This is a genomic window from Pseudomonas sp. GW821-FHT09C10 (genome assembly GCF_059418085.1).
Map to the genome: position 1 here is coordinate 1 of NZ_JBWKPE010000009.1, position 25,902 is coordinate 25,902.

The following is a 25,902-nucleotide window of genomic DNA, read 5'->3' on the forward strand; positions in this document are numbered from 1 at the left end:
GGGTAGGCGGAATACGGCTCGTCGAGGTTTTCGACCCGCTGGGGGCCTGTCGTCGGCACCGCGGCAGGCGTAAAGGGAACAAGCTCTTGGGAGGGCGCCGGGGTTGGGGTGTCATCCATCGAATGACACTCGCAGGCTGGATCAACGGGTCGGTCGGACATGAAAGAGACTCCTTGCTGGAGGGCGTGCGCGAATAAAAAGCGCGTTCAGGCAAGGAAAATCAGACACCCGGTGGGGAGGGGCGTCTAGCTGTCAGAATTGACAGTGGCGACGAGTGGCGAATCACACAGGGAAAAATCGGAGACGGACGCCTGGACAAAACTTCACGCGTTCACATTTCTTCTTACATATTTTTCACGTTTTATTTACATCCCGAGACGTAGGGTGAAGCCTCATCCGTTACAAACGCTGTACATCAAGCCCGCCGCCCCAGCGGGCTTTTTTTTGCCTGGGATTTGGGTCAGCGCGAGGCCTTGGCGGCCGGCGCTGTCGCCTGTTCACGAATGGCGCGCTGGGTGTCCAGCACCTTGGCCAGCGCGTTTTCGGCTTCGGGGCTTTGCTGCGGCACACGAATCGCCGCCGAGACCAGGGTGATCAGCTTGGCCATCACCTCGGCATCCGTCGCCGGGCGGCCCAGGCTCATGGAGTTCATCAGCAGGCGCAGTTCGGTACCGGCCATGACCCCGGAAATCGCCTTGAGGGCAAATTGCAGGCGTACCCCCAGTTCATTGCGCGGCAAGTCCGGCAAGGCCAGGGCAAAGGCTTCGAAGAAGCGCTGGAACACCGGCTGGTAATGCACTTTGAGGTATTCCTGGATAAACGGCGAGGTGTCGCTGTACACCCGTCCGAGGAAACGGATGAACGAACGCCCTTCCCCACTCCCCGGGTCGCTGCGTTCCAGGCCCATGGCCGGGGCGAAGAGCACGCCGAGCAAGGTGTCGCAATCGAGGGGGCCGTCGGATTCGGCCTCACAGCGCGCCAGCAATTCCAGGCGCTGCTCGTTGAGCGGTTCCAGGCGTTGCATCAGCAGGGTCTTCATCAGGGAGTCCTTGTCCCCGAAGTGGTAGTTCACGGCAGCCAGGTTCACCTGGGCGCGCTCGGTAATCTGCCGCAGCAGCACGGCGTCATAGCCGTATTTGATGAAGAGAGCCTCTGTCGCATCCAGCAATCGAGTCTTGGTAACGTTTGGAGCGCTGAGTTTCTTCGCGACCATAAGGGTTCCACGGCGGAAATATTGTTTTAAAAAATAATTTGATTTTTTATACCGGTGCGGCCGGTCGAAAGCAAGTAGTGACACACCGCCATACTATCCAAAGCCTTTGCCCACGGGGATTTTCAGGCAGGGCGGGCGCCTTTCGGTAGACTCCCGTACCGGTGAGGGAAATCTTTTCAAAGCGTAAAACCGCTCTACATCCACGGCTGGCGAAGCACCGGGAACACGGTTAGTATTCAAACAATATTTTAAAAACAAGAAATAAAACCAGTCCGTGACGCGAACCAGATAGCTCCCGAACTTGTTACAAAGATTTACAAAGGGCGCATGACGGCAGCGTCGAGACTGCAGGCGTAGTCACGATGACAGATACCCCCGCGCACCCAGGCTTGATTTCCCTGCAAGGCATCGGCAAGCGTTATCAGCTCGCCGGGCAGGAACTGACCATTCTCAATGAGGTGTGCCTGTCCATCGAGCGCGGTGACAGCTGCGGCATCCTCGGCGCCTCGGGCTCCGGCAAAAGCACCCTGCTCAATATCCTCGGCCTGCTGGACCTGCCCAATTGCGGCCAGTACCACTTTGCCGGCCACGATATTTTCAGTGCATCCCCGGATGAACTGGCGGCGATCCGCAACCAGCAGATCGGCTTTGTGTTCCAGAGCTTCAACCTGCTGCCGCGCCTCAGCGCCCTGGACAACGTCGCCCTGCCCCTGAGCTATCGCGGTGTGTCGCGGCATGAATCGGTGGCGCAGGCCCTGCGCATGCTCGAACAGGTCGGGCTGGCCGAGCGCGCCCACCATCGCCCCGCCGACCTCTCCGGCGGCCAACGCCAACGTGTGGCGATTGCCCGGGCATTGGTGGGCAAGCCTTCGGTGATCCTGGCCGACGAGCCCACCGGCAACCTCGACAGCAGCACCGCCCAGGACATCATGGACCTGCTGCTGGCATTGAACCGCGAGCAACAGGTCACGCTGATCATCGTCACCCACGACCCGCATATCGCCGAACGCCTGGAGCGCAAGATCCTGGTGCGCAACGGCGTAGTGCACGAGGCCGGGCGCCTATGAGCCTGCGGGTCGAACAGAGCTTCAGCCAATTGCTGCATGAAGCCTTCGTCAGCCTGCGCACCTTGGGCAAGCGCTCGGTGCTGGCCCTGCTGGGCATCGTCATCGGCAGTTCGTCGGTGGTGGCGCTGATCAATATCGGCCATAACGCGGCGGTGGATGCCGCGATGATTTTCAAGGACATGGGCACCGACACCCTGGTCGCCCAGTTCCCGCCCAAGGGCAGCAGCACGGTCCCCGCGCCCGCGAGGCTCGACCTGGATGCCGTGCGCCAGGCCGTGCCGGGCATCGCCCATATCGGCGCGCTGACCTTGTTCAGCGGGCCCATCGTGTTCCATGGCCGCACCACCAACGCCAACCTCGTCGGCAGCACACCGGACATCCAGGCGGCGATGCGCCTGGTGGTACGGCAGGGGCGCTTTCTGTCGAGCTTCGACGCCAACGAAACCTATGGCGTGATCGGTGACCAGCTGGCCCAGGCACTCGGAGCGCCGGGCGATCCGCTGCAACTGGGCGACCGCGTGCGCATCAACGACTACCTGTTTCTGGTGGTAGGCATTCTGCAGAACCAGCCCAGGGCGATGCTGATGCCGGTACAGGCCAACGAGTCGTTGTTCATTCCCGCCGAAGGCATGCGCCGCATCTATGCCATGCCGCAGATCGGCAATGTGGTTATCCGCGCCGCGCCCGGCCAGGACATGGAACGCATTGCCAGGGAAGCCGCCGGCGCCTTGCAGCCCCAACTCACCGACCACACGGTCGACATCCAGGTGCCCCAGCAAATGATCGACGGCATGACCCGGCAAAGCCGCACGTTCGCCTACCTGCTGCTGGCCCTCGGCGCCATTTCCCTGGTCGGCGGCGGCGTAGGCGTGATGAATGTGATGCTGATGAACGTGTCGGAGCGCCGTCGCGAGATCGGCATTCGCATGGCCCTGGGCGCTCGCCAGCGCGACATCCGCAACCTGTTCCTGCTCGAAGCCGTCACCCTCACCGCCGTCGGCGCGCTGTGCGGGGCGGTACTCGGGATGACCGCCGCCTGGCTCTACGCCTGGCTGTCGGGCTGGCTATTCGACCTGGCCGTTGCCGCCCTGCCCCTGGGGGTGGGCAGTACGCTGCTGGTGGGCTTGTTCTTTGGCATCTACCCGGCGGTGTCGGCCTCGCGGTTGCAGCCGGTGGAGGCCTTGCGCGATGAGTAAATGGCTCGGGTTGCTCGTGTTGATCAGCCTGCACGGCATGGCCGCCGAGGTGGTCATCAAACCGTCGGCCCCCAGCAGCACCCGCAGCGGTTACGACCGGGGCGTGTCCTTGAATGCCCAGGTCACCACCATGACCCTGGGTGACGCCGTGTACCTGGGCCTGCGCAACAACCCGGCAATCCGCAGCGCCTACCTGCAACGGGTGGCGCAGAAATTCGACCTGCGCGTCGCCGAAGACGTGTTCAACCCCAAGCTCACCCTCAACAGCTATTACCGCAGCACCCGTGGCTCCCAGGACAGTGCGCGCAACGCCAACGTGGCACCGGCCACCAGCTTGCTCAGTGAATACGGCACCCGCCTGAGCATGGCCTGGACCCAGCAGTTGAACAACGCCGACCGCGCCGGCCGCTACCGCAGCGACGGCCTCGACCTGGCGATCATCCAGCCGTTGATGCGCGGCGCCGGCTGGGACGCCACCACCGCACCGTTGCGCCTGTCGCGCCTGTCGGAGCAGGCCAACCGCCTCAACCTCAAGGCGACCGTGGCACAGACCATCAGCCAGATCATCGCCACCTACCGCGAACTGCTGCGGGCCCAGGAGCAACTGAGCATCGTGCAGGACGCCCTCAAGCGCTCCGGCACCTTGCTGGACGTGAACAAAGCCTTGATCAGCGCCGGGCGCATGGCCGAATTCGAGATCGTGCAAACCGAAGCCGACATCGCCACCCAGCAACTGGGCGTCGAAGAAGCGCAGAACCAGCTCGACACCAGTCGCCTGGCCTTGCTGCGCCTGCTGGCCCTGGACCTCTCCACCCCGCTTCGCGCCACCGAAGCCCTGGAGGCCAAGCCCCTGCAGATCGACAAACGCCAGGCCTTCAACCTCGCGCAGACCCAGCAGCCGGAATACCTCGCCGCCCTGCTCGGCAGCCAGCGGGCCGATCTCAACCTGGTGATCGCCAAGGACTCCGGGCGCTGGCAGGTGGACCTGGTGGCCGGCGCAAACCAGATACGCGACGCCTACAATAACGATGCCGGCAGCACCAACAACCGCACCTGGGACAGCTACGCCGGGGTGCAGGTGCAGATCCCCATCGGCGACATCAGTACGCGCCAGGCCGAAGTGCGCGCGCGGGTCAACGTGGAGGACCAGGAGATCCGCATCACCGACGCCCGCCAGGAACTGGAACGCAACGTCAACGACGTGGTGCGCGACCTCGGCACCCGCTGGCGCCAGTATGAAATCTCCCAGCGCGCGGTGGAATTGTCGCGGCGCAAGATCGAGATCGAACGCGAGAAACTCAGCGCCGGGCGCTCCACCAACTTCCAGGTGCTGAGCTTCGAGACCGACCTGCGCAATGCCGAAAACGCGCAGCTCAACGCCCTGATTGCTTATTTGAACGCCCAGACCCAGCTCGACCTGACCCTGGGCATGACGCTGGAAAGTTGGGAAATCGCCCTCAATGACTACTAATCGAAAACGCCTGCTGGGCGTCGCATTGATCCTGCTGCTGGCCGGCGCGGGGCTGGCCCTGCGCAGCCCCGCAGAAGGCCCGGCCGGCGCCACCGAACAATGGCTGGCCGTCAAGCCCGACCCGCTGGTGCACCAGATCGGCCTGGTGGGCAAGATCGAACCCGACACCACCCTCACCCTCACGGCGCCGTTCGACGGCAACGTGCAGGCCAATCTTGTGGAGCAAGGCCAGCGGGTCGAGGCTGGCCAGGTCCTGCTGCGCATGGACCCGGCCACCCTTGAGGTGCAATTGCGCGACGCCCTCTCCGCCCAGCTCAAGGCCCGCCGCGCCGTGCAAGAGCTGCAGGACTGGGACAGCGGCCCCACCGTCAGCCGTGCGCGCCGTAGCCTGCGCACCGCCGAGATGACCGCCGGCAACACCCAACGCAAACTCACCGAAAGCGAAAACCTGTTCAAGCGCGGCATCATCCCGCGCAATGAGCTGGACGACCTCAAGCAGCAGACCCAGCAACAGCAACTGGACCTCGCCTCTGCCCGCAGTGAACTGCAACAGGCCCTCGACCAGGGCAAGGGCGAATACCGCCAGATCGCCGACATGGAACTGACCAACGCCACGGTGAAATACGAGGCCTTGCGCACCCTGCTCGCAGGCAAGGAGGTGAAGGCGCCGTTCTCCGGCATCGTGGTGCCCGCCCCCGGCAACAATACGCCCCAAGGCGGCGGCAACACCAACGCACCGATTCAGGCCGGCAGCAAGGTCAGCCAGGGCCAGGTGCTGTTCGGCCTGGCCAATATCGAGCGGCTGAAAATCGTCGCCAAGGTGTCTGAGCTGGACATCAACCAGCTGCACCAGGGCCAGGCGGTGGAAGTGCTGGGCGATGGGTTTGACGGGGAGCGGCTGAGCGGCTCGGTGAGCGTGGTCAGCGGCCTGGCGATTGCCAGCGACAGCCAGGGCAGCGCGCAGTTTCCGGTGACGTTGTCGATCCCCAGGTTGACCCCGCAACAGTTGCAGCGGGTGCGCCTGGGGATGAGTGCGCGGTTGACCATCGTCACGTACAACAATGCGCAGGCGATAGTGATTCCGAGCGAGGCGATCCAGGCGGACAGCACGGTGGAGTATCGAGAAGCGATGGATAAGCCGGTGGAGCGGGTGAAGGTGACTACCGGGCAATCGACGCCGCAGGGGGTTGAGGTGTTCGGCCTAAAACCCGGCTTCGTAAAGACCTCAAAATAAATGAGGCCCCCTCCCACAGGTGACGGGTTGCCCGTTCTGTCCCTTAACTGACCGGCACTGGGGCTTGCCCCCTCCCACATTTAGAAATGCACCAACTTCAATGCCAATGCCTTGGCCTGAAGCGCCACATCCGTCACCGCCGTGCTCTCCCACCACATCCCGCGCAACGGCGGGCCCATGGCGAACAATCGCGTGCTGACCCGGCCCTGGGCATCCAGCACGGCGCCGCACGTGTCCGCCGCAATCCCCAACGCCAACGGCCCGGGCCTGATCAGTCCGCGCTTGAGCAACTGCTGCGGCAACGGCCGGGCCACGCGGCGCCAGTCGTATTCGATGCCGCTGGAGTTGATCAGCGCCGCCCCCGACACTTGGCTGATCACCTGCTCGCCACGGTAACGCAAGCGAATGGTCACGCCCTCGCCCGAAGGCTCCAGCCCCTTGAACGACGCCGCGCGAATGCGCAACCGCCCTTGCTCATGCAGCCGGGCCACCAACTGGGCACTCAACGGCGGCGAGCGGTGGTGATGGCTTTCCCACCAGGGCCGCACGTGCCGCACGAACTGGCGTTTCTCGCCTTCGCTGGCCTGGCTCCACAGCCGGCCGATATGGGCGCGCACCGTGTCCAGTGGCGCCTGCCAATCGATGCCCTGCGCCAGTGCCAGGCGGCATTGACGCCGCACCTCGCGCAGCAGTTGTCGCGGGCTGCGCAAGGCGTAGTCGGCGGCGAGGAAATCGTCCCAGCCCGGCGGTTGCCGGCGCACATGGGGCAACAAGCCGTGGCGTGAAAACACCTCGATGGGCCCACGGTGCCCGGCCTGTTCCAGGGACACCACGGCGTCGACCATAGTCAACCCGGAGCCGATGATCAGCACCGGCGCCTGCGGGTCGATCCGGGTCATGGCCTGCACGTCCCAGGGGTCCACAGCGGCGGCGTTCAAGCCGCTGGACTGGGTCTGCGGTGTACGCGCCGCCGGGAACATGCCGGTGGCCAACACCGCCTGGGCACCGTGCAATTGCTGGCCGTTGTCGAGGGTGAGCAACACTGAATCGTCGCCGACCTGCAGGTCGACGACTTCGGCGCGGATATGCTCGACGGTGGACGCCGACAACGCCTTGGCCTCAGCCAGCCGTTGCTGCGCATACAGGCCAAAAATCCCGCGTGGCGGGAACAGTTCGCTGATGGGCACGTGTTGCTGGTCCGACTCGGGCCAACCGCCGGCACCGATGTAGGCGGTCAGCCATTGGGTCAGGTCATCGGCGTTGTCCGGGTCGACGCTCATGCGCGCCGCGTTGCCGTTCAAGGTGTGGCCCAGTTCGACGGCGCTGTAGGCCTCGCCACGGCCGAGTTCGGCGCGCGGTTCGATCACCAGGATCCGGCGCTGCCCAGGCCGGCGCAGCAGTTGCACCGCCAGCATCGTGCCACTCAGGCCGCCGCCGATGATCAGCACATCAGCGTTGCGGAGGGATTCAGTCATGCACATTCGCCTTTACTGTTTACCCAGATAAATATCGTGCAAATCGCCCCGCGCCAACAGCTCGGCGGCGCTGCCACTCAAGGCCACGCGCCCAGTATCCAGCACGTAGCCCTGGGACGCATAGTTGAGCGCGACGTTGATGTTCTGCTCGGCGATCAGGAAGCTCACCTGCTGCTCGCGGTTGAGCTGCGCGATGATCTCGAAGATCTCCTGCACGATCATAGGCGCCAAACCCATGGACGGCTCGTCGAGCAGTACCAAAGTAGGACGGGTCATCAACGCGCGGCCGATGGCGACCATCTGCTGCTCGCCGCCGGACGTCAGGCCGGCGCGGGTGTGGCGCTTGGTCTTGAGCCGCGGGAACCACGCATAGATGCGCTCCAGGTCCTGCTCCATGGCCTTGCGGCTCAGGCGCCGGACAAAGCCGCCGCTGCGCAGGTTGTCTTCGACGCTGAGCTGGCCGAAGACATGGCGGCCCTCCAGCACATGCACCATGCCCTGGCGCACACGCTGGCTGGGGTCGACGCCGGCCAGGTCGACGCCCGCGTATTCGATCACGCCCCGGCTGACTTCGGCGCGCTCGGCCCGCACCAGCCCGGAGATCGCCTTGAGGGTGGTGCTCTTGCCGGCGCCATTGGCCCCCAGCAGGGCGACGATGGCGCCCTTGGGCACGCTCAGCGACACCCCGGCCACGGCGAGGATCGCGCCGTCATAGATCACTTCAATATCGTTGACCGTCAACAACGACGGGCGCGTGGCTTCGCTGGCGAGCTGGCTCATGATTTATTCATCCCCGGTGCAGGTGCGTGGCGTCAGGCCTTTTTCCTTGGCGAACGCCGCGGATTTTTCATCGATCAGCGGGCGCAACAGGGCGCGGTCGGCGGCGATCCAGTCGCTGATCAGCGTCCAGTGGGCGCCGTCCCATTGCTGCACGCGCGCCGAGCCGCCGCCTTCGTGGTCGCGGCACGACAGCTTGAGGTTCTGCATCAGGCCCAGGTAGCCCATGTCCTTCAAGCGCGCGTCATCGATATTCAGGTGTTCCAAGCCCCAGCGGCCTTCTTCGCCATTGAGCGGGCGCTTGCCGAACCTGGCCTGGCCGGTGCGGATCGCTTCCACGGCTACGGCGGCGTTCACCAGGCCGGAGTTGTAGTAGACGCTGCCGAAATTCTTCAGGTCCTTGAGGTCGCTGTGGCCCTTGTCGAGGATGTATTGCTTGAGACGCTTGTGGATCTCGAAATCCGCACCTGCCGGGTAAGGCGTGAGCGCCAGGTAGCCCTTGGCGGCAGCGCCTGCGGGCAATACGTCTTCGCTGGAGCTGGCCCAGATGTCGCCGATGATATGGTCCACCGGGAAGCCGAAGCGGGCGGCGGTTTTCACCGCCACCGGGGTGGACACGCCCCAGGTGCGCAGGAACACCCAATCCGGATTGGCCTGGCGTACCTGGCGCCATTGCGCAGACTGCTCATTGCCCGGGTCGGCCACCGGAATCTGGATGTTTTCAAAACCGTATTTTTCCGCCAGCAATTTCAGCGGGCCAAGGGTTTCGCGACCGTAGGCCGAGTCGTGGTAGACCGTGGCGATCTTCTTGCCCTTAAGTTTGTCGAAGCCGCCTTCGCGCTGGGCGATGTAGTTCACCAGGGTCGACGCCTCGCTGTAGAACGTCAGCATCACCGGGAAGTTGTACGGGAACACCGTGCCGTCGGTGGCTTCGGTGCGACCGTAGCCGAGGGTGATCAGCGGGATCTTGTCCACCTCTGCCCTTTCGCTGAGCGCATAGGCCGCCGGTGCGCCGTTGGGCTGGTACACCGCGACCGGCGCGCCATCCAGGCCGTTCTTGAAGCGCTCGTAGCACTCGATGCCCTTCTCCGCCGTCCACTCGGTCTCGCATTCCTGCCACACCAGCTTGACGCCATTGATGCCGCCTTCGACCTCGTTGATATAACGCAGGTAGTCGATCATCCCGGCCCACACCTGCACGCCGCTGGAGGCGTAGGCACCCACCCGGTAGGTGGCCAGGGGAAAGAACTGCTGGTCGGCCGAGGCTACCGCCTGGGGCACGGCACCGGCCAGGGCAGCCAGCGCGAAGGCGGCGCCGGCCAGGGAACGTTTCAAGGATGCACGCATGGGAGTTCTCTTATCGGTCAGAAACGTAGGGGCCACTGACGCAGCCGGTCACGGAGGTTGTACAACAGGCGAATCAAGCCCTCGGGCTCCTTGATCAGGAACACGATGATCAACACGCCAAAAATGATTTTCTGCAGGTTCTGCAACTGCCCCGCGTCCACCGAGCCACCGAACAACGCCTGCCCGGCATGGCTGAGGAAGATCGGCAGCAAACTGATGAATGCCGCGCCGACGAAGTTGCCGGCAATGCTGCCCATGCCGCCGATAATGATGATGAACAGGATCTGGAATGAGCGATTGATGTCGAAGCTGCTGGCGCTGGCCGTGCCCAGGTAGGCAAACGCCCACAACGCGCCGGCGATGCCGAGGTAGAACGAACTGACCGCAAACGCCAGGCGCTTGTAGCGCACCACCGGGATGCCGACCACGGCGGCGGCGGTGTCCATGTCACGGATCGCCATCCAGTTGCGGCCCACCTGGCTGCGCACCAGGTTGACCGCGGCCCAGGTCAACAGCAGCACCGTGACCAGGGTCAGCCAATAGCGGCCCAGCGGCGTGTTGAGGTCATGGCCGAACAACGCCAGCTTCGGCGCCGAAATGGTCCCGGACGAGCCGTAGTTGTAGAACCAGGGGAATTTGACGAACAGCCACTCGAGGAAAAACTGCGCGGCCAAGGTGGTGACCATCAGGTAGAAGCCTTTGATCCGCGAGCTGGGCAAGCCAAACAGCAGCCCGACCAGCGCGCTGATGATGCCGCCGCCGAGCAATGCCACCGGCAGGCCCAGCTCCGGCAGGCGCAGTAAAAACCCATAGGTGGCGAACGCCCCAACCGCCATGAACCCGGCTGCGCCCACCGAGGTTTGCCCGGTATAGCCGGTGAGTAAATTCAGGCCCAGCCCGGCCAGGGACAGCACCAGGAACGGGATGAGGATCGCGTTGAGCCAATAGTCATTGCCCCACAGCGGCACCACGATAAACGCCAGCGCCAGCAGGCCGAGCAGGCTCCAGGGCACGCGCCGCTGGACCAGCAGCAAGGGGGCGGTGTGTTCAGCAACAGGGATCGACATGCTTTCAGACTCGCTCGATGGCGCGCTCGCCGAACAGGCCGGCGGGACGGATATACAGGAAGGACAACGCCAGGACATAGGCGAACCACGGCGTGATACCACCACCGATCAGCGGGCCGATATACACCTCGGCGAGGTTCTCCGCCGCGCCGACAAGCAGCCCGCCGACAATGGCCCCGCCAATCGAGGTGAAGCCGCCGATGATCAACACCGGCAAGGCCTTGAGCACCACCAGCGACAGAGAAAACTGCACGCCCTGGCGCGCGCCCCACAACAACCCCGCCACCAGCCCGACGATGCCGGCCACCGCCCAGACGATCTGCCAGATGCGGTTGAGGTTGATGCCGATGGACAGCGCCGCCGTGGTGTCATCCGCCACCGCGCGCAGCGACACGCCGATACGGGTCTTGTTGAACAGCAGCGCCAGCACCGTCACCAGCACCACGGCCACGGCCGCGGCGATCAGGTCGAACTGGCTGAGCATCAGCGGCCCGACGAACAGCGGTACATCGTCAATGCCCAGGTCCAGGGCGCGCACCTGCGAGCCCATCACGCCCTGGGCCAGGCCTTCGATAATGAACGACAGGCCCAGCGTCGCCATGAACAGCGTGATCTGCGAGCGGTTCACCAGCGGCCGCAGCACCAGGCGCTCGATGAGCAAGGCGCCGACAATCATCACGATCACCGTCAACAGCAACGCCAGGGCAAACGGCACGCCCTGGTCGTGCAGGCTGACGAAGGTCAGCGCGGCAAACAGCAGCATCGAGCCCTGGGCAAAATTGAACACGCCGCTGGCCTTGTAGATCAGCACGAAGCCGATCGCGACCAGGGAATACATGGTGCCGGCGAGCAGGCCGCCGAGCAGGGTTTCGAAGAAAAACGTCATCAGTGCGTCACTCCCAGGTAGGCCGCGATCACCTCGGGGTTGGCCTGCACCTCGGCGGGGGTGCCGTCGCCGACCTTGCGCCCGTAGTCGAGCACCACCACATGGTCGGACAGCCCCATGACCACACCCATGTCGTGTTCGATCAACACCACGGTGGTGCCGAGGTCGCGGTTCACGTCGGCGACAAAGCGCGCCATTTCCTGTTTTTCCTCGGCGTTCATGCCGGCCATGGGTTCGTCCAGCAGCAACAGGCTCGGCCCGGCGATCAATGCACGGCCCAGCTCCACGCGCTTTTGCAGGCCATAGGACAGGTTGCCCACCAGCACATCGCGGTAGGCTTGCAGCTCCAGGAACTCGAGGATGCCCTGGGCGCGCAGGCGGAAGGCTTCGGCTTCACGGCGTGCGCGGGGCAAGCCGAGGGCCTGTTCGATAAAGCTGGTGCGCATATGCCGCGACAGGCCGGTGAGGATGTTGTCGAGCACGCTCATTTTCTTGAACAGGGCGTTGTTCTGGAAGGTACGGCCAATGCCTCGGCGCGCGGCGCCCAGCGGGTCAATACGCTGGAAATGCTGCGCCTCGAACACGATCTCGCCGGCATCGAAGCGATACACGCCGTTGAGCACGTTGAGCAATGAACTCTTGCCGGCACCGTTGGGCCCGATCAACGCGCAGATTTCCCCGCGCGCCACCTCGAACGACAGCCCATTGATCGCCTTGACGCCCTTGAACGACAGCGAGATGTCCCGCACCTGGAGAATGGCTTGGCTCATGCACGTTCCCGTTTGAATTCGGCAAGCCACGTCGGCTCGGCATTGGATTTGAGGGGCTGCCAGATATAGGCCAGGCGCTGGAAGCCCAACAGTGTGCGCACGCGGTTTTTCAGCAGGCGGCGCAGGCCGCTGTGCGGGTGGGCAATGGCCCAGTCGCACAGGCGTCGACGCCAGGTGCCGTGGGGTGGCAGGCGGCTTTCGATCTCGTCGGCCAGGTGCAGCAAACGGGCGGGCGACAGCAGCAGGCCGGTGGGCGCGACTTCGCTGCGATCACGCCGCGCCGAGGCCAGGCTTTCCGGGAAGGCCAGGCCGTGGCCGCTGCTCAGCCACTGCTCCAGCACCACCGCCAGGCCACCTTGCCAGTGGGTGCCCTCCTCGCTCCATAGCGCGGTTTCGCCGGCGGGCTGCCACCAGCGCTGCAGGTGTTGCGCCGGGTCGACGGGGCCGAGCAGTTGGGCGAAATCCAACCGCTGGGTGAAGGTCCAATCGCGCTGGCGACCTTGAACGTAGGCATGGCTGGGATGAATACGCCACAGCTGTTGCTCCAAGGCCTGCGGCTCGAGGTTATCGGCCAGCGTCAGCACCTGTGCACCGACGGAATGGGCCGCCAACGCCAGCAACAGCAGGTTCGGCTCAAAGGCGCCGCTGAGCACCAAGCGTGACTGTTGATCGAAACCTTGCTGGCGCAAACCATCGGCCAGGCGTTCAACATCGCGCAAGGTGTCGATCCAACGCCAGGCGTACCACTGGCCCTGGCGCTTGTGGCGCAGGGCGATGTGCAACGGTGTGAGTTGCGCCCAGTGGCGCAGGTGTTCCAGGAGGGCCGTTGGTTCGTGCACGCTCATAGGGGGTTGCTCCTATTGGGGGGTGTGCGTGCGGTGGTCCGCTGGCTTGATTATTTGGATCGACACAGGACAACTGTGGGAGGGGCGGTGCGACGATTCGACTTGCTCCCGATGGTGGTGGATCAGTTAGAACACCTTTGACTGAGCCACCGCTATCGGGGGCAAGCCCCCTCCCACATTGGTTTTTTGTATCCCAGATAAATTGCGATAGCCCGCGCCCGGGTGGTTCGCGCCCAACCTTGCACCATCGCCGAACAACTTCTCGCGCAATGTGCCCTGGGCGTATTCGGTCTTGTACACGCCGCGCTTCTGCAACTCCGGCACCAGCCATTCGACGGCGTCGACAAAGGTTTCATGGGTCAGCGCATAGGCGAGGTTGAATCCGTCCACGTCGGTCTCTTCGACCCACTCCTGCAACAGGTCCGCCACGGTTTCCGGGCCGCCGACGAACAGCGGGCCAAAGCCGCCGATACCGACCCAATCGGCCAGTTCGCTGGGGGTCCAGACCTTGTTCGGGTCCGCCGTGGAGAAAGCTTCCACCGCCGATTGAATCGCATTGGTGTGCACGTGCTTGAGCGGTTCATCCGGCTTGAACTGGCTGAAATCGATCCCGGTCCAGCCGGAGATCAGCGCCATCGCGCCTTCATAACTGGCGTAGGATTTGTATTCGTCAAACTTGGCCTTGGCCTTGGCGTCGGTCTCGTCGACGATCACGGTCTGCAAGTTGAAAATCAGGATTTTCTTCGGGTCGCGCCCGGCTTCGGCCGCACGGCGGCGGATGTCGGCGACGGTCTTTTTCAGCAGCACCTTGGACGGCGCGGCAACGAACACGCATTCGGCCTGCTCGGCGGCGAACTGCTTGCCACGGCTGGACGCACCGGCCTGGTACAGCACCGGGGTGCGCTGCGGCGACGGTTCGCACAGGTGGATACCGGGCACCTGGAAGTGTTTGCCGACGTGGCGGATCTCGTGGATCTTGCTCGGGTCGCTGAAAATCCGACGTTCGCGGTCGCGTAGTACCGCGCCCTCTTCCCAACTGCCTTCCCAGAGTTTGTAGCAGACCTCCAGGTATTCCTCGGCATAGTCGTAGCGGGCGTCGTGTTCGGTCTGGGCTTTCTGGCCAAGGTTCTTGGCGCCGCTTTCCAGGTAAGAGGTGACGATGTTCCAGCCGATGCGGCCCTTGGTCAGGTGGTCCAGGGTCGACAGCCTGCGTGCAAACGGATAAGGGTGCTCGAACGACAGCGACGCGGTGAGGCCAAAACCCAGGTGCTCGGTGACCAGCGCCATGGGTGCGATCAGCGACAACGGATCGTTGACCGGCACCTGGGTCGCCTGGCGAATCGCCGCGTCGCCGTTGCCGTTGTACACGTCGTAGATGCCCAGCACGTCGGCGATAAACAGGCCGTCGAACTTGCCGCGCTCAAGGATCTTCGCCAGGTCGGTCCAGTATTCAAGGTCCTTGTACTGCCACGAGCGATCGCGCGGATGCGCCCACAGGCCCGGCGATTGGTGGCCGACGCAGTTCATGTCGAAGGCGTTCAAGCGAATTTCACGGGACATCACAGCACTCCGTTGAGGTGGTAGTTGCCGACGACCTGGTATTTCCAGCGCAACGGATCATTCAGGGTCGGTGGCAGCGCGGTGCGTTGGCCGGTCAGTTCGAATTCGGTGTTGCTGGCAAAGAGCAAGGCTTCGGCGGCGGCGATCTGCGCTTCAGTTACGGCGACCGGGCTTGGGTCGGTTTCGGCGCGTTCAAGCAAGGCGGCCGCTACATCCACGCGAATCTGCCAATCGCCGAAGCGGCTGATCACGTAGGGGTCGTCGCTTTTTGCGACGTGGCGACGGGTGCTGTCCAGCAGTTGGCGTGCGAGGGTCAGTGCGGTCATGGGTCAGGTCCTCAGTTCCAGGCGTGGCGCGCAGGCTTGACGCCGTTGAGCACGAAATTGCCGATCAGGTGGTATTTCCAGCGGGCCGGGTCGTGCAGGGTGTGGGTCCGCGCGTTGCGCCAGAAGCGGTCGAGGTTGTGCTTGGCGGTGACCGAGCGGGTGCCGGCCAGTTCGAAGAGTTTGCTGCTGGCGAGCAAGGCGGTTTCGGCCGACAGCACCTTGGCCTGGGCGACCACCAGCGAGGCCTGGGCGACGGTGTCTTCATTCGGTTCGGCGAGGGCCCGGTCGACGGCCAGGCCAGCCTTGGCGAGGATCGCTTCGGTGCCGTGCACACGCCATTGCAGATCACCAATGGCGGCGATGGTGAACGGATCCTGCCAGCCGTGATCCTGCTGGCTGTCGATCCAGGGACGGGCCTGGCGGGCGAAGATTTTTGCCTGCTCAAGGGCGCCGACGGCAATGCCGGTATCGACCGCGGCCTGGATGATTTGCGAAATCGGCCCGTCGGCCGTGGGCTGGTCAAACGCCAGGTGGGCGGGAATCACCGCGCTCAAGGGCACGCTCACGCCGTCGAGGGTCACGCCGCCGCTGGCGGTGGTGCGCTGGCCGAAGCCGTCCCAGTTGTCGATGACGGTCAGGCCTGGCGCATCGCGCTCGACGAGGCCGATGAACGCCTGGCCCTTTTCGTTATTACCCACGGTGGGCACGATATGGGCGAACAACGCGCCGGTGCAGTAGAACTTCTCGCCATTGATTTGCGCGGTGTCGCCGTGGAAGCGAATCTGCGTGTCGAAGGTGCCGGCGTTTTTGCTCTTGGCCTCGGAGAAGGCGTTACCAAAGCGATAACCCGCCAGGACTTTGCCAAAGTAGTGGCGCTTTTGTTCCTCGGTGGCGGTTTGCAGGAGGATGTCCACCACACCCAGGTGGTTCTGCGGGATTTGCCCCAATGACGGGTCGGCGGCGGAGATCAACTTGATCACCTCGGCCACCGTCACATAGGACACCTCGGCGCCGCCATAGGCCTTGGGAACGGTGATGCCCCACAGGCCGCTGGCGGAAAACTCGTCCAGTTCGGCCACCGGCAGGCGCCGCTCACGGTCGCGCGCGCTGGCGTCGACGGCAAAGCGTTCGGCCAGACGCTTGGCGACCTCGATGGCCTCCGCGTCCGAGCGGATGATATGGGCAGGTTGTTGAGGGTGGGCAGACATGGGCCGACTCCAGGCTCCGAGGGGATACTGGAGTGTTTGCAGGAGTCGTGCCTGATTCTAATCGTCAGTAAAATCAGCCGGTTGCCGCGTAAACAGGCGTACAACCGCAGTTTCAAACCAGCAAAGTGTGCATCCACTGTTGGCTGGCAAACAGTTAGATCACCACATTGCGCACAAAGCGCACGGCGACCTGGCCGTCATTGCGATAGGCATGGGGCTGGTGGCTGGCGAACATGAAGAATTCGCCGGCGCCGATGGTGTTTTCCTGCTCGCCGATCACCAACGTCAGGCTGCCCTCGAAGACGAACAGTTGCTCGCTCCACCCCTCCAGGTCGGGGTCCGGGCAATAGCGATCACCGGGTTCAAGACGCCACTCCCATAACTCGACCTCGCGCCGCGCCGTGGCCTTGGCCAGCAACACCGCCTTGCTGCCGTCGATTTCCCCCGCCCAGGCCAGTTCGTTGATGCGGCTGTGATCGCGCACATCCGGCGCCTGGATCAGGTCGCTGAAAGCCACATCCAACGCTTCGGCCACACGGTCGAGGGTGGACAGGCTGACGTTCTTTTCCCCGGCCTCGATGGCAACGAGCATGCGCCGGCTGACCCCGGACTTTTCCGAGAGCGCAGTCTGGCTCAGGTCGGCGGCGTGGCGCAGGCGACGAACGTTCTGGCTGACGTGCTGCAGGACCGAGGCCCGTTGTGGATTTTCTTTGTGCACTATATTGCTCAATGGGTGGGTGTGCGCAGTATACTGCCCAGCGTGCGGCGCATTGTGCGGTCCGTGCCTTTCCCTTGCAAGACCGAGCCGCCATGACCACCCCGAACTCCCCCTCGCGTTTCCACCGTTTCAGCAAAGCCGAGTGCATCCTGGTGTTTATCACCATGATTTGGGGCGGCACGTTTTTGCTGGTTCAGCATGCCATGACCGTCAGCGGGCCGATGTTTTTCGTGGGCCTGCGCTTTGCGGCGGCGGCGATTGTGGTCGGGTTCTTTTCCTTGCGTACCCTGCGCGACCTGACGTTGTTCGAATTGAAGGCGGGCGTGTTTATCGGCGTGGCGATCATGTTCGGCTACGGTCTGCAGACCATTGGCCTGCAGACGATCCTGAGCAGCCAGTCGGCGTTCATCACCGCGCTGTATGTGCCGTTCGTGCCACTGCTGCAATGGCTGGTGCTGGGCCGGCGCCCGGGGTTGATGCCAAGCATCGGCATCATGCTGGCGTTTGCCGGGTTGATGTTGTTGACCGGTCCCGCCGGGGCTTCGCTGAATTTCAGCCCCGGGGAAATCGCCACCCTGATCGGTGCCGTGGCGATAGCGGCGGAAATCATTTTGATCAGTGCGTTCGCCGGGCAAGTGGACGTACGCCGGGTGACGGTGGTGCAACTGGCGACGGCGTCGCTGCTGTCGTTTTTGATGGTGGTGCCAATGGGCGAGGCACTGCCGGGGTTCTCCTGGCTGCTGCTGTTCAGCGCCGTGGGCCTGGGCCTGACCAGTGCGGTGATCCAGGTCGCCATGAATTGGGCGCAGCAAAGCGTTTCGCCGACACGGGCCACGTTGATCTACGCCGGTGAGCCGGTGTGGGCCGGGGTAGTCGGGCGGATCGCCGGCGAGCGGTTCCCGCCGATTGCCATGCTGGGGGCGGCGTTGATTGTGGTGGCGGTGATTGTGAGTGAGATCAAGACAAAAGGGCAAAAGGCCATCGAGTTGCAGGATGAGCGGGAACAGGAGCAACAGGGCTAGGGTCCGAAACAATGCCAAACGGGAGTTTTCGACCTACTTTGTAGGATCCTGCCACATGTTGCCGTTTGGTGATCGACAAAGCGGCACGTATGATGCATCCCAAACTCCCGCAGATTAGAAGCCTATGTCCCTGATAGTTCTACTGCTTCTGCCTTTTATCGGCAGCTGTCTGGCGGCCTTGCTGCCGCACAATGCACGTAACACCGAATCCCTGCTGGCTGGCCTTGTGGCCCTGGTCGGAACCGTTCAAGTCGCCCTGCTCTACCCCCAGATCGCCCACGGTGGCGTGATCCGCGAAGAATTCATGTGGTTGCCCAGCCTTGGGCTGAACTTCGTGCTGCGCATGGATGGGTTCGCCTGGTTGTTCTCGATGCTGGTGCTCGGCATCGGCGCGCTGGTGTCGCTGTATGCGCGCTACTACATGTCGCCGGACGATCCGGTGCCGCGTTTCTTCGCGTTTTTCCTGGCCTTCATGGGCGCCATGCTCGGGCTGGTGATTTCCGGCGACCTGATCCAGATCGTGTTCTTCTGGGAACTGACCAGCCTGTTCTCGTTCCTGTTGATCGGCTACTGGCACCACCGCGCCGATGCGCGTCGTGGTGCGTACATGGCCTTGATGGTCACCGGCGCGGGCGGCTTGTGCCTGCTGGCGGGCGTGATGCTGCTGGGGCATATCGTCGGCAGCTATGACCTGGACCAGGTGCTGGCCGCCGGCGAGCAGATCCGCGCGCATTCGCTGTACCCGGTGATGCTCGCCCTGGTGCTGATCGGCGCCCTGAGCAAAAGCGCGCAGTTCCCGTTCCACTTCTGGCTGCCCCACGCCATGGCTGCACCGACCCCGGTGTCTGCCTATCTGCACTCGGCGACGATGGTGAAGGCCGGCGTGTTCCTGCTGGCCCGCCTGTGGCCGTCGCTGTCCGGCAGCGAAGAATGGTTCTGGATCGTCGGCGGTGCCGGTGCCCTGACCCTCCTCCTCGGCGCTTACTGCGCCATGTTCCAGAATGATCTCAAAGGCCTTTTAGCCTATTCCACCATCAGCCACCTCGGGCTGATCACCCTGCTGCTGGGCCTCAACAGCCCGCTGGCCGCCGTCGCCGCGGTGTTCCATATCCTCAACCACGCCACGTTCAAGGCCTCGCTGTTCATGGCGGCGGGCATCATCGACCACGAAAGCGGCACGCGGGACATCCGCAAGCTCAGTGGCCTGGTGCGCCTGATCCCGTTTACCGCGACCCTGGCGATGGTGGCCAGCGCATCCATGGCCGGCGTACCGTTGCTCAACGGTTTCCTGTCCAAAGAGATGTTCTTCGCTGAAACCGTGTTTATCTCATCGACCCAATGGGTGGAAATCGCCCTGCCCCTGATCGCGACCATTGCCGGTACGTTCAGCGTGGCCTACGCCCTGCGCTTTACCGTGGATGTGTTCTTCGGCCCGCCCGCCACCGATCTGCCCCACACGCCTCACGAACCCCCGCGCTGGATGCGCGCCCCGGTTGAGCTGCTGGTGTTCACCTGCCTGCTGGTGGGTATCTTCCCGGCCCAGGTGGTCGGCTCGATCCTCGCTGCCGCGGCGCTGCCGGTGGTCGGCGGCGTGCTGCCGGAATACAGCCTGGCGATCTGGCATGGCTGGAATGCACCGATGATCATGAGCCTGGTGGCCATGTCCGGTGGCGTGGTGCTCTACCTGCTGCTACGCAAACAACTGAAGCGCGGCCGTTTCAAATACCCGCCGATCATCAGCTACTTCAACGGCAAGCGCGGCTTCGAGCGCAGCCTGGTGCTGATGATGCGCGGCGTGCGCAGGATCGAGAAACGCATCAGCACCAAGCGCCTGCAGACCCAATTGTTCCTGTTGGTGATCGTCGCGGTGATCGGCGCCATGATCCCGATGCTCAACAGCGGCCTCAGCTGGGGCGACCGCCCGAAGATCCCGGGCTCCATCGTGTTCGTCACCCTGTGGCTGCTGGCGATTGCCTGTGCCCTGGGCGCCGCCTGGCAAGCCAAGTACCACCGGCTCGCGGCCCTGACCATGGTCAGCGTGTGCGGCCTGATGACCTGCGTTACCTTCGTGTGGTTCTCGGCGCCGGACCTGGCGCTGACCCAGTTGGTGGTGGAAGTGGTCACCACCGTACTGATCCTGCTCGGCCTGCGCTGGCTGCCACGGCGGATCGAAGAGGTTTCGCCGCTGCCCAGTTCGCTGCGCAAGGCGCGCATCCGTCGTCTGCGCGACTTCCTGCTCTCCACCGTGGTAGGCGGCGGTATGGCGTTGCTGTCCTATGCAATGCTGACGCGCCAGACACCCAACGATATTTCCTCGTTCTACTTGAGCCGCGCCCTGCCCGAGGGCGGTGGCAGCAACGTGGTGAACGTGATGCTGGTGGACTTCCGGGGCTTCGATACCCTCGGCGAAATCACCGTGCTCGGCGCCGTGGCGCTGACCGTGTACGCCCTGCTGCGTCGTTTCCGCCCGTCCAAGGAAAGCATGGAGCTGCCACCACAGCAGCGTCAACTGGCGCCGGACGTGGCCACCGACCTGGTCAACCCGCGCCAGGCCAGCGACACCGCCCTGGGCTTCATGATGGTGCCGGCAGTGCTGGTGCGCCTGCTGCTGCCGATTGCACTGGTGGTGTCGTTCTACCTGTTCATGCGCGGCCACAACCAACCGGGCGGCGGGTTTGTCGCGGGGCTGGTGATGTCGGTGGCGTTTATCCTGCAATACATGGTCGCCGGCACCCAGTGGGTCGAGGCGCAGATGAGCCTGCGGCCGATGCGCTGGATGGGCTTCGGCCTGCTCTCGGCGACGCTGACCGGGATCGGCGCGTTGTTTGTCGGCTACCCGTTCCTCACCACCCATACCTGGCATCTCAGCCTGCCGCTGCTGGGCGATATTCATATCGCCAGCGCCTTGTTCTTCGATGTGGGCGTATACGCCATGGTCGTCGGCTCGACGCTGCTGATGCTCACCGCCCTCGGCCACCAGTCGGTGCGTGCGCATAAACCGAGCAACCAGGCCAAAGTAGTCGCCGCCACCGAAGGAGCCGCCTGATGGAAGAAGTCATCGCAATTGCCATTGGGGTCCTGGCGGCCTCCGGCGTCTGGTTGATCCTGCGGCCACGGACGTTCCAGGTGGTGATGGGCCTGTGCCTGTTGTCGTACGGGGTCAACCTGTTCATTTTCAGCATGGGCAGCCTGTTTATCGGCAAGGAGCCGATCATCAAGGACGGCGTGCCCCAGGACTTGCTCAATTACACCGATCCCCTGCCCCAGGCCCTGGTGCTTACGGCGATCGTGATCAGCTTCGCCATGACCGCGTTGTTCCTGGTGGTGCTGCTGGCATCACGGGGCCTGACCGGCACTGACCATGTGGACGGCCGGGAGCCCAAGGAATGAATTGGGTCAATCAACTGATCGTCGCCCCCATCCTGCTGCCGCTGCTCACTGCCGCGCTGATGCTGATGCTGGGTGAAAAACGCCGTCCGCTGAAGGCCAGGATCAATCTGTTCTCCAGCGTCATTGGCCTGGGCATCGCAATCCTGCTGTTGTACTGGACGCAAAAAGGCGGCCCAGGCTCGATTGGCGTTTACCTGCCGGGCAACTGGCAGGTGCCGTTCGGCATCGTGCTGGTGGTCGACCAGCTCTCGGCGCTGATGCTGGTGCTCACCGGGATCATCGGCGTGAGCGCGCTGCTGTTCGCCATGGCCCGTTGGGACCGTGCCGGTACCAGTTTCCATGCGCTGTTCCAGATCCAGATGATGGGCCTGTACGGCGCGTTCCTCACGGCGGACCTGTTCAACCTGTTCGTGTTCTTCGAGGTGCTGCTGGCGGCGTCCTACGGCTTGATGCTGCACGGCTCGGGCCGGGCGCGGGTGTCGTCGGGGCTGCATTACATCGCGATCAACCTGCTGGCGTCGTCGCTGTTCCTGATCGGCGCGGCGATGATCTACGGGGTGACCGGTACGCTGAATTTCGCCGACCTGGCGCTGAAAATCCCGCTGGTACCCGAGGCGGATCGCGGCCTTTTGCATGCCGGTGCGGCGATCCTCGCCACCGCGTTCCTGGCCAAGGCCGGCATGTGGCCGCTGAACTTCTGGCTGGCCCCCGCCTACTCCTCGGCCAGCGCGCCGGTGGCGGCGATGTTCGCGATCATGACCAAGGTCGGCGTGTACACCGTGCTGCGCCTGTGGACCCTGCTGTTCTCCGGCCAGGCCGGCGCATCGGCGTTGTTTGGCGGCGACTGGCTGGTGTACGGCGGCATGGCCACGATCATCTGCGCGGCGCTGGCGATGGTGGCGGCCCAGCGGCTTGAGCGCATGGCCAGTTTGAGCATCCTGGTCTCGGCCGGGATCCTGCTGTCGGCCGTTGGTTTCGCCCAGCCAAGCCTGACTGCCGGGGCGCTGTTCTATCTGGTCAGCTCCACCCTGGCGTTGAGTGCGCTGTTCCTGCTGGCCGAATTGATCGAGCGTTCGCGCTCGGCCAACGACCTGCCGCTGGATGAAGAGATCGACGCACTGCCCAAGGCCATGGAGTCCCTGCATCCGCGTCCTGGCGTGAACCTGGATGACGAGCAGAAAGCCGTGATCGGCCAGGTGATTCCCTGGACCATGGCGTTCCTGGGCTTGAGCTTTGTCGCCTGCGCCCTGCTGATCATCGGCATGCCGCCGCTGTCCGGGTTTATCGGCAAGCTCGGCTTGTTGAGTGCACTGGTTAACCCGTTGGGCCTGGGTGTCAGTGTGGATGAGCCCATTCGTCCCGCGGCCTGGGGTTTGGTGGCGCTGTTGATCCTCTCGGGCCTGGCCTCGCTGATCGCCTTCGCCCGCCTGGGTATCCAGCGCTTCTGGACCCCGGAAGAGCGTCCATCGCCCTTGCTGCGCCGCTATGAGTGCGTGCCGATCTTCTTCCTGCTGGGCCTGAGCATCCTGCTGACCTTCAAGGCCGAGCCGCTGATGCGCTACACCCAGGCCACTGCCCAGAGCCTGAACAACCCGGAACACTACGTGATGGCGGTGATGGCCACGCGTCCGGTCCCCAGCCCCGAAGCCAAGACTGCCGCGCTGGAGGTGCAACCATGAAACGCCTGTTGCCTGCCCCGTGGTTGTCCCTGGCCTTGTGGTTGCTGTGGCTGGTGCTGAACCTGTCAGTGAGCCCCGGCAACCTGCTGCTGGGCGCGCTGCTGGGCTTTCTCGCGCCGCTGCTGATGGCACCGCTGCGCCCGCTGCCGATCCGCATCCGCCGCCCTGGCGTGATCATCCGCCTGTTTTTCCTGGTCGGCCGCGATGTGATCGTCTCCAACCTGCAAGTGGCCTGGGGCGTGCTGATGTGCGGCTCACGCCCACCGCGTTCGCGCTTCGTCAAAATCCCCCTCGACCTGCGCGACGCCAACGGCCTCGCCGCCCTGTCGATGATCACCACCGTGGTCCCCGGCACCATCTGGTCGGAACTGGCGCTGGACCGCAGCATCCTGCTGCTGCACGTATTCGACCTGGAGGATGAAGCGCCGTTTATCGAGCACTTCAAGACCACTTACGAGCGGCCCCTGATGGAGATCTTCGAATGAGCGCCCTGCTCTCCAATGCGATCCTGTTCAGCCTGTTCCTGTTCTCCCTGGCCATGGTGCTGACCCTGATCCGCCTGTTCAAAGGCCCGTCGGCCCAGGACCGGGTCCTGGCGCTGGACTACCTGTACATCCTGGCGATGCTGATGATGCTGGTGCTCGGTATTCGCTATGCCAGCGACACCTACTTTGAAGCGGCGCTGCTGATTGCGCTGTTCGGCTTCGTGGGCTCGTTTGCCCTGGCCAAATTCCTGCTGCGTGGGGAGGTGATTGAATGATGCCGTTATGGATGGAAATCGTCGTCGCGGTGCTGCTGGTATTGAGCAGCGTATTTGCGTTGATCGGCGCGATTGGCTTGCTGCGCATGAAAGACTTCTTCCAGCGCATGCACCCGCCGGCGCTGGCCTCGACATTAGGCGCCTGGTGTGTGGCGCTGGCATCGATTATCTACTTTTCGGTGCTCAAGTCCGGGCCGGTGCTGCACGGGTGGCTGATTCCGATTTTGTTGGCGATCACCGTACCGGTGACCACGTTGCTGCTGGCGCGTACGGCGCTGTTTCGCAAGCGCATGGCCGGTGATGATGTGCCGGCCGAGGTCAGCAGCCGCCGCTGAGCGCTGAGGCGAACACGGTTAAAAATGTGGGAGATGTCGAGCTTTAGCGAGGCTTCGAAGGCGGTGGCACTGTTGGCAGGTATGTTGGCTGACACACCGCAATCGAGGTAAAAAAAACGCCCCGAACCAGTCGGGGCGTTTTTCATCCAGCGTTTGCCAATCAGGCCTGATCAGCCAACCGCCACGTCGTCCCGCCTTTCCCGTCTTCCAACACCACACCCATCGCGGTCAGTTGGTCACGGATACGGTCGGATTCCGCCCAGTCCTTGTTGGCACGCGCCGCCAGACGCGCCTGGATCAGCACATCGACCTCAGCCGCATCCACACGCCCTTCAGCGCCGGCCTGCAGGAAGTCATCGGCCTCCATCTGCAGCACGCCCAGCACACTGGCCAGTTCTTTAAGGCGCGCCGCCAGACCAGCCGCTGCGTCCAGATCACTCTCACGCAAACGGTTGATCTCGCGCACCATTTCGAACAGCACAGCGCAGGCTTCCGGTGTGCCGAAGTCGTCGTTCATCACTTCGGTGAAGCGTGCCACGAACGCTTCGCCGCCGGCCGGCGCCACGGATGGCAGGCCTTTCAACGCGTGGTAGAACCGCTCCAGGGCGCCCTTGGCGTCCTTGAGGTTGTCTTCCGAGTAGTTGATGGCGCTGCGGTAGTGGCTGGACACCAGCAGGTAACGCACCACTTCCGGGTGGTACTTTTCCAGCACGTCGCGGATGGTGAAGAAGTTGTTCAAGGACTTGGACATCTTCTCGCCATTGATGCGGATCATGCCGCAGTGCATCCAGGCGTTGGCGTAGGTCTTGCCGGTGGCGGCTTCACTTTGGGCGATTTCGTTTTCGTGGTGCGGGAACTCGAGGTCGCTGCCGCCGCCATGAATGTCGAAGGTCTCGCCCAGGCAGCAGGTGGACATCACCGAGCATTCGATGTGCCAGCCCGGACGCCCCGCGCCCCATGGCGATTCCCAGCTCGGCTCGCCGGGCTTGGTGCCTTTCCACAGCACGAAGTCGAGCGGATCCTGCTTGGCTTCGTCGACTTCGATGCGCGCGCCGATGCGCAGGTCTTCGATTTTCTTGCGCGACAGCTTGCCGTAGCCCATGAACTTGGCGACGCGGTAGTACACGTCGCCATTGCCTGGGGCGTAGGCATAACCCTTGTCGATCAGGGTCTGGATCATCGCGTGCATGCCGGGGATGTGGTCCGTGGCACGCGGTTCCATGTCCGGCTTGAGGATGTTGAGGCGGGCCTCGTCCTCGTGCATGGCGGCGATCATGCGCTCGGTCAGCGCGTCGAACGACTCGCCGTTTTCATTGGCGCGGTTGATGATCTTGTCGTCGATGTCGGTGATGTTGCGCACATAGGTCAAGTCATAGCCGCTGAAACGCAACCAGCGGGTCACCAGGTCGAAGGCAACCATGCTGCGGCCGTGGCCGATGTGGCAGTAGTCGTACACGGTCATGCCGCACACGTACATGCGCACCTTGTTGCCATCCAGCGGCTTGAAGACTTCTTTGGTCTTGCTGAGTGTGTTGTAGATCGTTAGCACGACAGTT

The 25,902-nt window shown here is 63.7% G+C and carries 24 protein-coding genes; 11 read left to right on the forward strand and 13 right to left on the reverse strand.

The window, feature by feature from the left end:
- Nucleotides 1-460 precede the first annotated feature (460 nt).
- Nucleotides 461-1,213 (reverse strand): TetR/AcrR family transcriptional regulator, encoded by a 753-nt coding sequence (locus tag AC07OT_RS17750; RefSeq protein WP_495108630.1) that lies wholly within the window; start codon nt 1,211-1,213, stop codon nt 461-463.
- Nucleotides 1,214-1,575: 362 nt separating this feature from the next.
- On the opposite strand from AC07OT_RS17750, the gene AC07OT_RS17755 reads away from it, so the two are divergent.
- Genes AC07OT_RS17755 through AC07OT_RS17770 form a run of 4 tightly spaced genes read left to right on the forward strand, consistent with a single transcriptional unit; the run spans nt 1,576 to nt 6,181 of the window.
- Nucleotides 1,576-2,280 carry an ABC transporter ATP-binding protein gene (locus AC07OT_RS17755; RefSeq protein WP_027606309.1) on the forward strand — a complete coding sequence of 235 codons (705 nt, stop codon included), beginning with the start codon at nt 1,576-1,578 and terminating at the stop codon, nt 2,278-2,280.
- Entirely contained in the window at nt 2,277-3,476 is a 1,200-nt protein-coding gene (locus tag AC07OT_RS17760) for an ABC transporter permease (RefSeq protein WP_115488477.1), read from the forward strand. Before AC07OT_RS17755 ends, AC07OT_RS17760 begins: the two co-directional genes overlap by 4 nt.
- The gene (locus AC07OT_RS17765) at nt 3,469-4,947 is read left to right on the forward strand and encodes a TolC family protein (protein ID WP_495108631.1); all 1,479 of its coding nucleotides are present in this window, start codon (nt 3,469-3,471) and stop codon (nt 4,945-4,947) included. Before AC07OT_RS17760 ends, AC07OT_RS17765 begins: the two co-directional genes overlap by 8 nt.
- Entirely contained in the window at nt 4,937-6,181 is a 1,245-nt protein-coding gene (locus AC07OT_RS17770; protein ID WP_495108632.1) for an efflux RND transporter periplasmic adaptor subunit, read from the forward strand. The genes AC07OT_RS17765 and AC07OT_RS17770 overlap by 11 nt, the downstream gene beginning before the upstream one ends.
- A gap of 80 nt (nt 6,182-6,261) precedes the next feature.
- Here AC07OT_RS17770 and AC07OT_RS17775 read toward each other — a convergent pair whose 3' ends face one another.
- The 11 genes from AC07OT_RS17775 to AC07OT_RS17825 all read right to left on the reverse strand — a co-directional run bounded on the left by AC07OT_RS17775 (nt 6,262) and on the right by AC07OT_RS17825 (nt 17,160).
- Nucleotides 6,262-7,656, reverse strand: a complete 1,395-nt coding sequence (locus AC07OT_RS17775; RefSeq protein WP_495108633.1) for an FAD/NAD(P)-binding protein — start codon at nt 7,654-7,656, stop codon at nt 6,262-6,264.
- A 12-nt stretch (nt 7,657-7,668) separates the two neighbouring features.
- Nucleotides 7,669-8,436, reverse strand: coding sequence for an ABC transporter ATP-binding protein (locus AC07OT_RS17780; protein WP_027606304.1), 768 nt, complete (start codon nt 8,434-8,436; stop codon nt 7,669-7,671).
- 3 nt (nt 8,437-8,439) lie between these two features.
- The gene (locus tag AC07OT_RS17785; RefSeq protein ID WP_065940088.1) at nt 8,440-9,780 is read right to left on the reverse strand and encodes an ABC transporter substrate-binding protein; all 1,341 of its coding nucleotides are present in this window, start codon (nt 9,778-9,780) and stop codon (nt 8,440-8,442) included.
- Nucleotides 9,781-9,797: 17 nt separating this feature from the next.
- Nucleotides 9,798-10,847: a branched-chain amino acid ABC transporter permease gene (locus AC07OT_RS17790; protein WP_092357634.1), complete on the reverse strand. Its 1,050-nt coding sequence runs from the start codon at nt 10,845-10,847 to the stop codon at nt 9,798-9,800.
- Nucleotides 10,848-10,851: 4 nt separating this feature from the next.
- On the reverse strand, nt 10,852-11,733 hold the full coding sequence (locus AC07OT_RS17795; RefSeq protein ID WP_495108634.1) for a branched-chain amino acid ABC transporter permease: 882 nt from the start codon (nt 11,731-11,733) through the stop codon (nt 10,852-10,854).
- Nucleotides 11,733-12,503 (reverse strand): ABC transporter ATP-binding protein, encoded by a 771-nt coding sequence (locus AC07OT_RS17800; RefSeq protein WP_065940090.1) that lies wholly within the window; start codon nt 12,501-12,503, stop codon nt 11,733-11,735. The genes AC07OT_RS17795 and AC07OT_RS17800 overlap by 1 nt, the downstream gene beginning before the upstream one ends.
- Nucleotides 12,500-13,348 carry an AMP-binding protein gene (locus AC07OT_RS17805; RefSeq protein WP_495108635.1) on the reverse strand — a complete coding sequence of 283 codons (849 nt, stop codon included), beginning with the start codon at nt 13,346-13,348 and terminating at the stop codon, nt 12,500-12,502. Before AC07OT_RS17805 ends, AC07OT_RS17800 begins: the two co-directional genes overlap by 4 nt.
- A gap of 126 nt (nt 13,349-13,474) precedes the next feature.
- Nucleotides 13,475-14,908 carry an LLM class flavin-dependent oxidoreductase gene (locus AC07OT_RS17810; RefSeq protein WP_495108636.1) on the reverse strand — a complete coding sequence of 478 codons (1,434 nt, stop codon included), beginning with the start codon at nt 14,906-14,908 and terminating at the stop codon, nt 13,475-13,477.
- On the reverse strand, nt 14,908-15,234 hold the full coding sequence (locus tag AC07OT_RS17815; RefSeq protein ID WP_495101700.1) for an acyl-CoA dehydrogenase: 327 nt from the start codon (nt 15,232-15,234) through the stop codon (nt 14,908-14,910). Before AC07OT_RS17815 ends, AC07OT_RS17810 begins: the two co-directional genes overlap by 1 nt.
- An 11-nt stretch (nt 15,235-15,245) precedes the next feature.
- Nucleotides 15,246-16,442 carry an SfnB family sulfur acquisition oxidoreductase gene (locus AC07OT_RS17820; protein ID WP_495108637.1) on the reverse strand — a complete coding sequence of 399 codons (1,197 nt, stop codon included), beginning with the start codon at nt 16,440-16,442 and terminating at the stop codon, nt 15,246-15,248.
- Nucleotides 16,443-16,596: 154 nt separating this feature from the next.
- Nucleotides 16,597-17,160: a helix-turn-helix domain-containing protein gene (locus AC07OT_RS17825; RefSeq protein WP_495108638.1), complete on the reverse strand. Its 564-nt coding sequence runs from the start codon at nt 17,158-17,160 to the stop codon at nt 16,597-16,599.
- Between the two features lie 92 nt (nt 17,161-17,252).
- Here AC07OT_RS17825 and AC07OT_RS17830 point away from each other — a divergent pair, with 92 nt between their 5' ends.
- From AC07OT_RS17830 to AC07OT_RS17860, 7 genes are all read left to right on the forward strand, one after another.
- Nucleotides 17,253-18,182 (forward strand): DMT family transporter, encoded by a 930-nt coding sequence (locus AC07OT_RS17830; RefSeq protein ID WP_027606294.1) that lies wholly within the window; start codon nt 17,253-17,255, stop codon nt 18,180-18,182.
- 124 nt (nt 18,183-18,306) lie between these two features.
- Nucleotides 18,307-21,228, forward strand: a complete 2,922-nt coding sequence (locus AC07OT_RS17835; RefSeq protein WP_495108639.1) for a monovalent cation/H+ antiporter subunit A — start codon at nt 18,307-18,309, stop codon at nt 21,226-21,228.
- Nucleotides 21,228-21,572, forward strand: coding sequence for a Na+/H+ antiporter subunit C (locus AC07OT_RS17840; RefSeq protein WP_003192163.1), 345 nt, complete (start codon nt 21,228-21,230; stop codon nt 21,570-21,572). Before AC07OT_RS17835 ends, AC07OT_RS17840 begins: the two co-directional genes overlap by 1 nt.
- Nucleotides 21,569-23,251, forward strand: coding sequence for a monovalent cation/H+ antiporter subunit D (locus tag AC07OT_RS17845; protein WP_495108640.1), 1,683 nt, complete (start codon nt 21,569-21,571; stop codon nt 23,249-23,251). The genes AC07OT_RS17840 and AC07OT_RS17845 overlap by 4 nt, the downstream gene beginning before the upstream one ends.
- Nucleotides 23,248-23,736, forward strand: a complete 489-nt coding sequence (locus AC07OT_RS17850) for a Na+/H+ antiporter subunit E (protein WP_108572659.1) — start codon at nt 23,248-23,250, stop codon at nt 23,734-23,736. Before AC07OT_RS17845 ends, AC07OT_RS17850 begins: the two co-directional genes overlap by 4 nt.
- Nucleotides 23,733-24,011, forward strand: a complete 279-nt coding sequence (locus AC07OT_RS17855) for a K+/H+ antiporter subunit F (protein WP_005789171.1) — start codon at nt 23,733-23,735, stop codon at nt 24,009-24,011. The genes AC07OT_RS17850 and AC07OT_RS17855 overlap by 4 nt, the downstream gene beginning before the upstream one ends.
- Nucleotides 24,008-24,346, forward strand: coding sequence for a Na+/H+ antiporter subunit G (locus tag AC07OT_RS17860; protein WP_027606290.1), 339 nt, complete (start codon nt 24,008-24,010; stop codon nt 24,344-24,346). The genes AC07OT_RS17855 and AC07OT_RS17860 overlap by 4 nt, the downstream gene beginning before the upstream one ends.
- Nucleotides 24,347-24,506: 160 nt before the next feature.
- Here AC07OT_RS17860 and cysS read toward each other — a convergent pair whose 3' ends face one another.
- The gene (gene cysS / locus AC07OT_RS17865; protein WP_495108641.1) at nt 24,507-25,895 is read right to left on the reverse strand and encodes a cysteine--tRNA ligase; all 1,389 of its coding nucleotides are present in this window, start codon (nt 25,893-25,895) and stop codon (nt 24,507-24,509) included.
- Between the last annotated feature and the right edge of the window lie 7 nt (nt 25,896-25,902).

Coding starts and splice junctions, on each gene's coding strand:
- AC07OT_RS17750 (WP_495108630.1), bottom strand. CDS start 1,213: ATGGTCGCGAAGAAACTCAGCGCTCCAAACGTTACCAAGACTCGATTG.
- AC07OT_RS17755 (WP_027606309.1), top strand. CDS start 1,576: ATGACAGATACCCCCGCGCACCCAGGCTTGATTTCCCTGCAAGGCATC.
- AC07OT_RS17760 (WP_115488477.1), top strand. CDS start 2,277: ATGAGCCTGCGGGTCGAACAGAGCTTCAGCCAATTGCTGCATGAAGCC.
- AC07OT_RS17765 (WP_495108631.1), top strand. CDS start 3,469: ATGAGTAAATGGCTCGGGTTGCTCGTGTTGATCAGCCTGCACGGCATG.
- AC07OT_RS17770 (WP_495108632.1), top strand. CDS start 4,937: ATGACTACTAATCGAAAACGCCTGCTGGGCGTCGCATTGATCCTGCTG.
- AC07OT_RS17775 (WP_495108633.1), bottom strand. CDS start 7,656: ATGACTGAATCCCTCCGCAACGCTGATGTGCTGATCATCGGCGGCGGC.
- AC07OT_RS17780 (WP_027606304.1), bottom strand. CDS start 8,436: ATGAGCCAGCTCGCCAGCGAAGCCACGCGCCCGTCGTTGTTGACGGTC.
- AC07OT_RS17785 (WP_065940088.1), bottom strand. CDS start 9,780: ATGCGTGCATCCTTGAAACGTTCCCTGGCCGGCGCCGCCTTCGCGCTG.
- AC07OT_RS17790 (WP_092357634.1), bottom strand. CDS start 10,847: ATGTCGATCCCTGTTGCTGAACACACCGCCCCCTTGCTGCTGGTCCAG.
- AC07OT_RS17795 (WP_495108634.1), bottom strand. CDS start 11,733: ATGACGTTTTTCTTCGAAACCCTGCTCGGCGGCCTGCTCGCCGGCACC.
- AC07OT_RS17800 (WP_065940090.1), bottom strand. CDS start 12,503: ATGAGCCAAGCCATTCTCCAGGTGCGGGACATCTCGCTGTCGTTCAAG.
- AC07OT_RS17805 (WP_495108635.1), bottom strand. CDS start 13,348: ATGAGCGTGCACGAACCAACGGCCCTCCTGGAACACCTGCGCCACTGG.
- AC07OT_RS17810 (WP_495108636.1), bottom strand. CDS start 14,908: ATGTCCCGTGAAATTCGCTTGAACGCCTTCGACATGAACTGCGTCGGC.
- AC07OT_RS17815 (WP_495101700.1), bottom strand. CDS start 15,234: ATGACCGCACTGACCCTCGCACGCCAACTGCTGGACAGCACCCGTCGC.
- AC07OT_RS17820 (WP_495108637.1), bottom strand. CDS start 16,442: ATGTCTGCCCACCCTCAACAACCTGCCCATATCATCCGCTCGGACGCG.
- AC07OT_RS17830 (WP_027606294.1), top strand. CDS start 17,253: ATGACCACCCCGAACTCCCCCTCGCGTTTCCACCGTTTCAGCAAAGCC.
- AC07OT_RS17835 (WP_495108639.1), top strand. CDS start 18,307: ATGTCCCTGATAGTTCTACTGCTTCTGCCTTTTATCGGCAGCTGTCTG.
- AC07OT_RS17840 (WP_003192163.1), top strand. CDS start 21,228: ATGGAAGAAGTCATCGCAATTGCCATTGGGGTCCTGGCGGCCTCCGGC.
- AC07OT_RS17845 (WP_495108640.1), top strand. CDS start 21,569: ATGAATTGGGTCAATCAACTGATCGTCGCCCCCATCCTGCTGCCGCTG.
- AC07OT_RS17850 (WP_108572659.1), top strand. CDS start 23,248: ATGAAACGCCTGTTGCCTGCCCCGTGGTTGTCCCTGGCCTTGTGGTTG.
- AC07OT_RS17855 (WP_005789171.1), top strand. CDS start 23,733: ATGAGCGCCCTGCTCTCCAATGCGATCCTGTTCAGCCTGTTCCTGTTC.
- AC07OT_RS17860 (WP_027606290.1), top strand. CDS start 24,008: ATGATGCCGTTATGGATGGAAATCGTCGTCGCGGTGCTGCTGGTATTG.